This window comes from Microbacterium sp. ARD31 (assembly GCF_031844425.1).
The window spans coordinates 761,287-771,394 of sequence record NZ_JAUZVE010000002.1 but is presented as its reverse complement, the minus strand read 5'-3'; the positions used below and the strand labels follow the sequence as shown (position 1 = coordinate 771,394).

The 10,108-nt window shown below is 70.9% G+C and carries 11 protein-coding genes and 2 pseudogenes; 5 read left to right on the top strand and 8 right to left on the bottom strand.

What is annotated here, in order from left to right:
• A pseudogene (locus Q9S36_RS10435) lies at nt 1–180 on the bottom strand (hypothetical protein); the annotation flags it as partial.
• 15 nt (nt 181–195) lie between these two features.
• On the opposite strand from Q9S36_RS10435, the gene Q9S36_RS10430 reads away from it, so the two are divergent.
• A complete protein-coding gene (locus tag Q9S36_RS10430; RefSeq protein WP_311285051.1) occupies nt 196–507 on the top strand; it encodes an antibiotic biosynthesis monooxygenase in 312 nt (103 codons plus the stop codon).
• Between the two features lie 568 nt (nt 508–1,075).
• Nucleotides 1,076–1,245: pseudogene (locus Q9S36_RS10425) on the top strand (ISL3 family transposase); the annotation flags it as partial.
• 46 nt (nt 1,246–1,291) lie between these two features.
• Here the strand turns inward: Q9S36_RS10425 and Q9S36_RS10420 are convergent.
• The 3 genes from Q9S36_RS10420 to Q9S36_RS10410 all read right to left on the bottom strand — a co-directional run bounded on the left by Q9S36_RS10420 (nt 1,292) and on the right by Q9S36_RS10410 (nt 3,630).
• Nucleotides 1,292–2,191, bottom strand: coding sequence for an oxygenase MpaB family protein (locus Q9S36_RS10420; RefSeq protein ID WP_311285050.1), 900 nt, complete (start codon nt 2,189–2,191; stop codon nt 1,292–1,294).
• Between the two features lie 13 nt (nt 2,192–2,204).
• Nucleotides 2,205–3,047: an oxidoreductase gene (locus Q9S36_RS10415; RefSeq protein ID WP_311285049.1), complete on the bottom strand. Its 843-nt coding sequence runs from the start codon at nt 3,045–3,047 to the stop codon at nt 2,205–2,207.
• A gap of 64 nt (nt 3,048–3,111) precedes the next feature.
• Nucleotides 3,112–3,630: a ribonuclease H gene (locus tag Q9S36_RS10410; protein WP_311285048.1), complete on the bottom strand. Its 519-nt coding sequence runs from the start codon at nt 3,628–3,630 to the stop codon at nt 3,112–3,114.
• 204 nt (nt 3,631–3,834) lie between these two features.
• Here Q9S36_RS10410 and Q9S36_RS10405 point away from each other — a divergent pair, with 204 nt between their 5' ends.
• The gene (locus tag Q9S36_RS10405; protein ID WP_311285047.1) at nt 3,835–4,809 is read left to right on the top strand and encodes a sugar kinase; all 975 of its coding nucleotides are present in this window, start codon (nt 3,835–3,837) and stop codon (nt 4,807–4,809) included.
• Nucleotides 4,810–4,886: 77 nt separating this feature from the next.
• Nucleotides 4,887–6,671 carry a beta-galactosidase gene (locus Q9S36_RS10400; protein ID WP_311285085.1) on the top strand — a complete coding sequence of 595 codons (1,785 nt, stop codon included), beginning with the start codon at nt 4,887–4,889 and terminating at the stop codon, nt 6,669–6,671.
• Between the two features lie 63 nt (nt 6,672–6,734).
• Here the strand turns inward: Q9S36_RS10400 and Q9S36_RS10395 are convergent, their stop codons facing one another.
• Together Q9S36_RS10395 and Q9S36_RS10390 are read right to left on the bottom strand one after the other, a co-directional pair.
• Nucleotides 6,735–7,076: a DUF202 domain-containing protein gene (locus tag Q9S36_RS10395; RefSeq protein ID WP_311285046.1), complete on the bottom strand. Its 342-nt coding sequence runs from the start codon at nt 7,074–7,076 to the stop codon at nt 6,735–6,737.
• Nucleotides 7,073–7,429, bottom strand: a complete 357-nt coding sequence (locus tag Q9S36_RS10390; protein WP_311285045.1) for a DUF202 domain-containing protein — start codon at nt 7,427–7,429, stop codon at nt 7,073–7,075. Before Q9S36_RS10390 ends, Q9S36_RS10395 begins: the two co-directional genes overlap by 4 nt.
• 133 nt (nt 7,430–7,562) lie before the next feature.
• Here Q9S36_RS10390 and Q9S36_RS10385 point away from each other — a divergent pair, with 133 nt between their 5' ends.
• Nucleotides 7,563–8,921 (top strand): aminotransferase class V-fold PLP-dependent enzyme, encoded by a 1,359-nt coding sequence (locus tag Q9S36_RS10385; protein ID WP_311285084.1) that lies wholly within the window; start codon nt 7,563–7,565, stop codon nt 8,919–8,921.
• A gap of 31 nt (nt 8,922–8,952) precedes the next feature.
• On the opposite strand, the gene Q9S36_RS10380 is transcribed toward Q9S36_RS10385, so the two are convergent.
• A complete protein-coding gene (locus tag Q9S36_RS10380; protein WP_311285044.1) occupies nt 8,953–9,510 on the bottom strand; it encodes an arsenate reductase ArsC in 558 nt (185 codons plus the stop codon).
• Nucleotides 9,511–9,612: 102 nt separating this feature from the next.
• Entirely contained in the window at nt 9,613–10,029 is a 417-nt protein-coding gene (locus Q9S36_RS10375) for an arsenate reductase ArsC (protein WP_311285043.1), read from the bottom strand.
• Nucleotides 10,030–10,108: the final 79 nt, after the last annotated feature.

Here is a 10,108-nt window from a genome sequence, read left to right as displayed (position 1 = left end):
GGCACCGTCGGCCACCCGCACGATGTCGATGATCGACGCGATAGCCGAACCGAAGCAGCCGTCGATCGCGATCAGTCCGATACGCATGACGTAAACAATAGCAATACTGCCGTATACGCCACTCCCCGCCGGCCCTCGCTCGTCATACGCTGAACTCGCTTCACCAAGAAACCTCGACACCTAGGAGAGTCCCTCATGTCCACACCCGCATCACTTCCGTATGCCTTCGTCGCCAAGATCGTCGCGGCCGATGGACAGCACGACGCGCTCGCCGATCTGCTCGCCGGCGCTGTCGCACTCGCCAACGAAGAAGTAGGAACGATTGTCTGGTTCGCGGTCAGGACCCACGCCGACACCTTCTGGATCTTCGATGCATTCCCCGACGAGGCCGCTCGCGACACCCACGCCAACGGCGCCATCGTCGCAGCCCTGATGGCCAACCAGCACCTCCTCGGCGCAGCACCCGAGATCCTCGCGGCCGACGTCCTCGCGTCCAAGCTCCCGTAGTCCGCCAACGCACGAGACGATCGCGCCCCGCCGAGCCATCGCCAGGTCGCGACGCAACGCCATGCTGCGTTGCCGAGCGGTGCGAGGCCCATCGGCACACGGACAGGATGCCGGCCGCGAGCGCTCAGCCGGCGAGGGGTCCGTCGCAGAGGAGAGCGACGTCGGTGTCGGGCAGAGCCGTGAGGCCAGCGCATCGCGCGACCACCAGAACCGAACCGACGACCTAATCACGTCGGCTTTGCGTCTATCGCTTGATGCGCCCACTGGGCGAACGAGCCGCTGACCTGCGCAAACGCCGAGCGTGGGGGACGCCGCCATCCGGTGGTGACCGACGACGACCGACCAGTACCGACCGTTTCACCGGAGCTTGCGGCGGCGTCGAAGCCGAGCAAGCTCCATTCCTTCAGCTCACCGCGCCCTCCTCCTCGCCGGTCCCGTCGTCGTCGAAGACGTTTCAGGGGTCTTCTCAGATGACGGTGTAGGTCGGCCGGGCGCGTCGGTCCGCAGATAGACGTCGAGGTCTCCCGACGACGGAGGTTCCTACGCCATCCATCCGAAAGACCTCGACGTGTCCGACGCTACCCCGCCGGCCGGCTTCGCCGCCCTGACCTGACCGCCTTCGCTCGACTCGACGGCCTCGGTCTGAGCGTGACCGGACAACGACTTGAACCGGATCGTGCGGTCCTCGCGTGCCGCGTGGTGGAACCAGATCAGTGGTGCCGACGGTGCGGCAGCGAGCGGCTTCAGACCCCAACTCCTACACCCCCGATTGGGATGAGCCACGTTAACCCGATGCGTTCGACCGGACGCGGCGGATGCGCTCATGTGCGCGATCGTGCGCACGGGGGCCGCCGGACTCGAGCACGCGGGTCACGATCGGCAGCACCGCGCGCGTGAGCGTGACGACAGGCAGCACCGACCGTCGGACGCCGAGCAGGCGCCGCAGCTCCTTCGGAATCGTGGCGACCGCCGCGGCGAAGAAGAGCCGGTAGCCGAGCGCCATTCCGCCCCCGACCGGGGGGCGACGCAGGAAGCGCACGACGTCGTCGACGCGGGGCCCGCCCTGCAGGATGCCCCGAACGCGGTAGGACTCGAGCGCTCGCGCCAACTCATCCGCGGTGCGGGGAGGTTCCTTTACACGCATAAGACGTCCTGCGGTGGCCCACTCGGCCACGTAGGCGTCCGGCCCGCCCGGAATCGGTCCGCCGTAGGTTCGGTGGCTGGTGAGGAAGGCGTCGGCGAATGCCAGATGCACCCATTCCACCAACTCGGCGTCCGCTGCTGAATAGGCGACCGCGCGTCCTTCCGTGCTCTGGTAGGTGCCTTTCACCTGCTGGTGGAAGCGTCCGACGCGTGCGGTCTCGGCATCCGCTTGCTCGGTTGATCCATAGGTGACGCAGATGACCCACCGCACGGTGCCCGCGAGACGCCCCAGGGGATCCTCGCGGTAGCGCGAGAAGTCGTGCACGCCCGCGAGTGCTCCGGGGTGCAGTGCCTGGACGAGGAGGGCCCGGATGCCGGCGATGAGCGTGGCAGTGCCGGCGTGCACCGTCCAGGCCGCGCCGTTCTCGGGGAAGTAACCCGCGTCGTCGCCCTCGCTCAGGCGCAGCACCCAGGGTGGCGCCCCTTCCGGATCGCCGGCGAGAGCGGTGAGCAGCCGTTGACGCAGGGGCGTCAGATCCATCCGAGGAGCCCCTTCACTGGGCCAGCCGCGCCAGGACGAGGTCCATGAGGCGATCAGGCAGGGCACGGCGTGCGCCCACGATGAGCTTCGCGCCGACGGGCGTCGCGTAGCGCGTCCGCGGTCGCCGAACCGTTGCGGCGTGCACGATCGTGGCAGCGACCCTCTCCGGAGGCGCCGACATCGGCGAGTGGTCGACCCGGTGGTAATTGCCGTGCAGGGCGCGTGCCTGGGCGGCGTACGGGCCGTCACCCGAGATCTCGAGAGCGCTGTCCCGTGCGATGGCGTTCCACTCGGTGCGAATGGGACCGGGCTGGACGATGACGACGTCGATGTTGTGCGGGGCCAGCTCGATCCGCAGTGAGTCGCTCAACCCTTCGACGGCGAACTTCGTCGCGTGGTACCAGCTGCCCAGCGGCTCGTAGATCCGCCCTCCGATGGACGAGATGTTGATGATCCGTCCGCGTCCCGCTGCGCGCATCCCGGGAAGGACGAGCTGCGTGAGGCGTGCCAGGCCGAACACGTTCACCTCGAACTGACGCCGCGCCTCGTCCAGCGGCACCTCTTCGAGGGAGCCGTACGAGCCGTACCCTGCGTTGTTGACGAGCACATCGATCCGCCCGTGCGCGCCGGTGATGCCGTCGACGCCGGACCGCATCGACGCGTCGTCGGTGACGTCCATCTCGAGCGTGCGTCCGCCTGCTGCTTCGATCTCGGTCATCCGGTCGGTTCGACGTGCTGCGCCGTAGACGACCCAGTCCTTCTTGAGGAGGGCGAGCGCGGTCGCGAGGCCGATTCCGGATGAGGCGCCGGTGATGAGCGCCACCGGACGGGACGATCGGGAGGAGGAGGTCGTCATGACACAAGTCCATCACGCCGTCGGCGGGCGGGGGTCGGTCGCGGGGGAGTGCAGGCGTTGAGGTCTACGGCGCCGACGACACGTCGAGCCGATCCTGCCCGGCGAGCGATGACCAGCTCGACGCCAGACCCTTCGCTGCATGCGTGGACGCGCGCACCGCACGCTCGTCCGCCCACTCGTTCAGGACGTGCCCGGAGTGACCGCGGACATGCTCGAGCACGACGTCGGGAAGGCCGGCTGATCGGCGCGCGTCACGCGCGGCGATCAGCTGCTCGAGGATCTCACGATTCTTCGTCGGCGAGCCGGTGGAGGTCTTCCACCCGCGGCGGCGGTGTCCGTCCATCCACGAGGAGTACGTGTCGATCGCGTACTTGGAGTCGGCTTGGACGACGAGGTGGGCGACGTCTCGATGATCCTCGATGGCCCTGAGGAGCCCGAGGAGTTCGCCGATGTTGTTCGTCCCCTGGGGGATCGAACCCGCCGCCCAGTGGCCGTCCTCTGCTACCCACGCCCATCCCGCCGGTCCCGGGTTGCCCTTGCAGGCGCCATCGGTGGCGACGACGTATCCGCGCTCTTCGGTCACTCGCTCAAGGCTACCCAAGCGCTCGCGCCCCACAGACCATCCCGTCTCCCCTCCGGGACCGCTGGAGTCCGCGAGAGTACATCTCACGGACGAGGGCCGGGGGCGCACCCGCGCCGTCGTCCACCAGATGTACTTTCGCGGTCCGGTCCGGTCCGGACCGGTGGCGATTCTGTGGGGCGGCGGCGCTTCGGCATACTCGTTCGTATGGGCGATGGCGGGCGAGGAACGGGCATCCGGCGACGTGGGCCCGGCGCCGGTGACCGGACGGCGACGACGCGCGGCCCCCGCCGGGTGCCGGTTCTGCTGGCCGTCGGCGAGACGATGGCCATGGTGGGCCCGGCGGTCGCCGAGCCGCTGCGGACCGCGGAACTGTTCCGCATGGACGCCGGGGGAGCCGAGTCGAACGTCGCCGCACACGCCGCCGCAGGCGGGGTCACTGCGCGCTGGTTCAGCCGGCTCGGCGCTGATCCGCTCGGCGACCGGATCATCGACCGACTGATCGCCCGCGGCGTGGAGGTCTCGGCCGTCGTGCGGGATCCGCGGCACCCGACCGGACTGTATGTGAAGGACCCGGGCTCGGGCGTGCACTACTACCGACGCGGATCCGCCGCCTCTCACCTCGATGTCGCCGACGCCCAAGCCGTCGTCCTCGACGACGTCGCGCTCCTCCACGTGTCGGGGATCACCGCGGCGCTGACGGGAAGCGCGCCGGCGTTCCTCGAGGCGCTGATCGAACGGGCACGAGACGCTGGCGTCCCCGTCAGCTTCGATGTGAACCACCGCGCTGCGCTATGGGATGCCGCAACCGCCGCCCGTCCGTTGGCAGCTCTCGCGGCACGAGCCGACCTCGTCTTCGTGGGGCGCGACGAGGCCGAGACGCTGTGGGCCACGGAAACGGCGGACGAGGTGCGCGCGCACCTGCCCGAACCGGGGCTGCTGGTGGTCAAGGACGGCGACGTCGGCGCCACCGCCTACGACGCCGCGGGCAGCACCTTCGTCCCCGCCCACCGCGTCGACGTCGTGGAGCCGGTCGGAGCCGGCGACGCCTTCGCCGGCGGCTTCCTCGCGGCGCACCTGCGCGGCGCCGATGTCGCCGCCGCGCTCGCCGCCGGTCACGCGCGCGCGGCGCTGACACTGACCACCACCGGGGACTACCCCGATGAGGGGAATCGCGCGTGACCGACGCCCAGACCGGCCCGCCGAGCACCGACACACCGAGCACCGACACACCGAGCACGGACACGCCGCGTTTCGAGATCGACGAGACCGCCTTCCTGCTGGACGGCGAGCCGCACCGCATCATCGCCGGGGCGCTCCACTACTTCCGCGTGCACCCCGGGCACTGGGCCGACCGCATCCGCAAGGCGCGCCTGCTCGGGCTGAACGCCATCGAGACCTACGTCGCCTGGAACGCGCACGAGCCGCGGCGCGGCGAGTGGGACGCCACCGGAGCCAACGACCTCGGCCGGTTCCTCGACCTGGTCGCCGCCGAGGGGATGCACGCGATCGTGCGGCCCGGGCCCTACATCTGTGCGGAGTGGCACAACGGCGGACTGCCGGTGTGGCTGACCGGGATGCCGGGGATCGGACTGCGCCGCAGCGAGCCGCAGTACCTCGCCGAGGTCGACACCTATCTGCGTCGCGTGTACGACGTCGTCGCGCCGCGTCAGATCGATGCGGGTGGCTCGGTGATCCTGGTGCAGATCGAGAACGAGTACGGAGCGTACGGCGACGACAAGGAGTATCTCGCGGAACTCGTGAGGATCACACGCGACGCCGGCATCAGCGTGCCGCTCACCACGGTCGACCAGCCGCATCCCGACATGCTGCGGGCCGGCAGCCTTCCGGGCCTGCATCTGACCGCGTCCTTCGGCTCGCGGGCGGCGGAGCGGCTCGCGACCCTGCGGGAGCATCAGCCGACCGGACCGCTGATGTGCTCCGAGTTCTGGGACGGGTGGTTCGACTCGTGGGGCCGGCCCCACCACATCACATCGCCGGCGGATTCCGCGGCCGAACTGGAGGCTCTGCTGAGCGCGGGCGCGTCGGTGAACCTGTACATGTTCCACGGCGGGACGAACTTCGGACTCACGAACGGCGCCAACCACAAGGGCCGGTACCTGCCGATCGCGACGTCCTACGACTACGACGCGCCCTTGGACGAGGCCGGCAACCCCACCGAGAAGTACCACGCCTTCCGCGAGGTGATCGCGCGCTACGCCCCCGTCCCCGCCGACGCACCCGCCGCACCCGAGCCGTCGCCCGCCTTCCACGTGGCGCTCGAGGTCACGGATGTGTGGCCCGCGGTGTCCGCTTCCGAAATCGACGCGGCAGCCCCGGCATCCGAGGCGCGGCCCTCCTTCGCCCACCCGCCCAGCTTCGACGAACTCGGCGTCGACAGCGGGCTCGTCGTCTACGAGGCCGCCGTCCCTGCAAACACGTTCCCCACCCCCGAGGCCCGTGTGCTGGTGGCCGGCGAGGTGCGTGACCACGCGTGGGTGTTCATCGACGGCACCCGCGTCGCCGCCATCTCGCGCGCCGAGGGAGCGCGCACGGCGAGCGTCCCGCCGGGCGCACGGCTGAGACTCGTCGTCGAGGAGGAGGGTCGCGTGAACTACGACCAGCGCCTCGGCGAGCCCAAGGGGCTCATCGGCCCGGTCTCACTCGGTGGTCTGGCCGTGACCGGCTGGACCGCCACGCCCGTCGACCTTGCGTCTCTCGCGGCGGCGGCAGCCGCCGTGGACGGCGCGTCGCCGGTGCTCTCGGGGGTCGCCGGTCCCGTCGTCCTGCGCGGCGCCTTCGACGCCCCGACGGGCACCGACCTCTTCCTCTCCACCGACGGGCTCGGGCGCGGTTTCGCTTACGTCAACGGCTTCCTGCTCGGACGCTACCGCCGCACCGGACCCCAGCGGACGCTCTACGTGCCCGGCCCGGTGCTGCGGGGCGATGGCGGCAACTCCCTCGTCATCGTCGAACTGGACGAGGCGTCGGTCGACCGCGTCTCGTTCGTGGCGGGACCGGAGCTGGGCCACAGCGACGAGTGACCGACGAGTGACCGACGAGCGGATGCCGCACCCGCCGGCATCCGCTCGGCGCGGTCCGCGGGGTCAGCCCAGCGCGACCGCTGCGACCACGACCACCCCGACCGCTGCCGCGCCGGTGGCCACCACGGCCAGTGCGAGCGGCAGGCGCCCGTCGGGAAGGGGGACGCGGTCGCCGCCCGCGCTCGTCGCCGCGGACACCCCGGCGTAGCGGCGACGGGCGGCGAGCCACAGCACGCCCGACGCGACCAGCCCTGCGATGCCGGGGGCGATCCACGCCACGTGTCCGAGGACGGCCGGCAGCAGCCGCAGGGCGACGAGCGATCCGACCGCCAGGGCCAGTGCGGTGCGCCGCCAGGCGAGCTCGGTGCGTTCGGGCTGCAGACCCGGGTCGAAGAGTCCGCTCATGCGAGCAGGACGGCCAGCACGACCAGCGCTCCCGAGACGGTCACGGCGATCGCGAGCACGGGTCCGAGCAGAGACGGGGGCAAGGGCTCGCCGCGGCGCAGTGCGCGCTCGGTCCGCATCCAGTTCACCCATGCGAGCCCCGGGGTGACCCCTCCCGAGACGATGAGGACCAGCGAGGCCACCAGTCGCAGGCGGGGCTCGAGATCGAGGCCCAGAAGTTCGAGGGCCACGCCGCCGGCCAGCAGCGCGAGCGCGGTCCGGATCCACGCCAGGAAGGTGCGCTCGTTCGCGAGCGTGAACCGGGCGTCGGGGTCGGCGCCCTGATCGAACACGGAACGGGGGAAGCGCGACATGGGGTCCTTTCGGCGGCGTGCTGTTGATTCTTCCACCGGCGGCTCTCTACCGTGGAGTGACCCCGAGGAGTGCCCCGTGACCGACCCCCTGAACGGCGCCCCGGCGCGCGCCGCCGCCGCGACGCCCGACCGCATGCACGCCATCTCCGCCGAGACCCGCGCCACCGTCGACGAGGTTCTCGACTACGCCCGCCGCCGTGCGGTCTACGAGGACGTCCCGCTCGACAAGCCGCTCACGCCGCGGGACCTGTCGCGACTGGCGTCGGGGTCGATCACGGCGGACGGGATCGGCGCGCGCCGCGCCACCGCCCTCTTCGAGAACGTCCTCGCGCCGGCGTGCGTGACGACCGACCACCCGGCGTACCTGTCGTTCATCCCTTCCGCGCCCACGAAGGCGGCCATCGCGTTCGACCTGGTCGTGTCGGCCTCGTCGGTGTACGGCGGGTCGTGGATGGAGGGGTCGGGCGCCGTCTTCGCCGAGAACGAGGTGCTGCACTGGCTCGCCGCCGAGTTCGGCCTGCCCGCCGGCGCCGGCGGCGTGTTCATGCAGGGCGGCACGATCGGCAACCTCTCCGCTCTCGTCACCGCCAGGGATGCCGCCCGCCGCCGGAACCGCGAGCTCGGGCGTCCGGATCCCGCACGCTGGGTCGTGGTCGGCAGTGCCGAGGCGCACTCGTCGATCGCGTCGGCGGCGGCCGTGATGGACGTCGACGTCGCGAAGGTGCCGACCGGCGACGACGGGAGGCTGCACGGTGACGCCCTCGTCCCGGTGCTCGACGCGCACGGCGATGCCGTGTTCGCCGTGGTCGCGACGGGCGGGACGACGAACTTCGGGATCGTCGACGACATCGCATCCATCGCCGACGTCACGAGCGAGCGCGGAGTGTGGCTGCACGTCGACGGCGCCTACGGGCTGGCGGCGATGCTGGTCGAGCGCATGCGCCCCGCCTTCGCGGGGGTCGAGCGCGCCGACTCCCTCATCGTCGACCCGCACAAGTGGCTGTTCGCGCCGTTCGACGCGTGCGCGCTGCTGTACCGGGAACCCGACAAGGCGCTGCTGGCGCACACCCAGCACGCCGAGTACCTCGACACCCTCACCGGCAGCGCCGACTGGAACCCGTCCGATCTCGGCATCCAGCTCACCCGCCGCGCCCGCGGCCTGCCGCTGTGGTTCTCGCTCGCCACCCACGGCACCGAGATGTACCGCTCCGCCATCGCGTACGGCATCGATCTCGCGCGCGAGATCGCGGACGAGATCGAGGCCCGGCCGGGGCTCTCGCTGGTGCGCGACCCGCAGCTGTCGGTTGTCGTGTTCCGCCGCGACGGCTGGACGCTCGCGGACTACGCCGCGTGGTCCGACCGCCTGCTCGAGGACCAGCAGGGCTTCGTCGTGCCGAGCTCCCACCGCGGGGAGCCCGTGCTGCGGTTCGCGATCATCAGCCCGCTGACGACCTTCGAGCTGCTGACCGGCATCCTCGACACCCTCGTCTGACCACGCGGACCGAAAGCGGCGGCTTCCCAGGTCAGACGCGGGGCGCGAGCTCCGACAGGAGCTGCTCGACGTGGAGTCGGATCTCGTCGCGGACGCGGCGCACGCCGGCCAGGTCGAGCCGCCCCGGGTCGTCCAGGTGCCAGTCGAGGTAGCGCTTGCCGGGATACAGCGGGCAGGCGTCGCCGCAGCCCATCGTCACGACCGCGTCGGCGGCGCGCACGACGTCGTCGGTCAGGGGCTTGGGGAACTCCTCGGCGACGTCGATCCCGAGCTCGCCCAGAACGGCGACGACCGCGGGCAGGATCTCGGTCCCGGGCTGCGATCCGGCCGAGCGCACGTGCACCCGGTCGCCGGCGAGGTGCCGCGTCAAAGCTGCGGCCTTCTGCGACCTGCCCGAGTTCTGCACGCACACGAACAGGACCTCGGGCACCGGCTTGGCCAGCAGTCCCTTCGACTGCGCGAGCGCGGTGAGGCGGTCTCGCGCGAACTTCTCGGCCAGGCTGGGCAGGTGCGTCTGCACGCGGGCGGTGCGGCCCAGCGCCGTGTACGACTCGAAGACGACCCGTTCGGCGGTCTCTTCACCGATCATGCCGCGGAACTGGTGCGCGAGCCGCTCGGGCGGCGCGGTGCAGGATCGAATCCGGCGACAGCAGGGCGTCCTGGCCGCGCGACCCGGCCACCGCGCCGGAGCTCATGCGCCCGTTCCGGCGGGCAGCAACTCCGAGATGAGCGTCTCGACTCGACCGCGGATCTCGTCGCGAATGGGGCGGACGGACTCGATGCCCTGTCCTGCCGGGTCTTCGAGCTCCCAGTCCTCGTAGCGCTTGCCGGGGAAGATCGGGCAGGCGTCGCCGCAGCCCATCGTGATCACGACGTCCGACTCCTTGACCGCCTCGACGGTCAGCACCTTCGGGGTGTTGCCGGCGATGTCGATGCCTTCCTCGGCCATCGCCTCGACCGCCACGGGGTTGATCTGGTCCTTCGGGGCCGACCCCGCGGACAGCACCTCGATCCGGTCGCCCGCCAGGGCGCGCAGGTAGCCGGCGGCCATCTGGGAGCGCCCCGCGTTGTGGACGCAGACGAACAGGACGGTGGGAGTGTCGGCCATGGAGGACTCGCTTTCTCTAGACGACTAAAGCATAGATCTATATCTATGCATTATTTGACGCTGCCGGGTGAACGTTGCG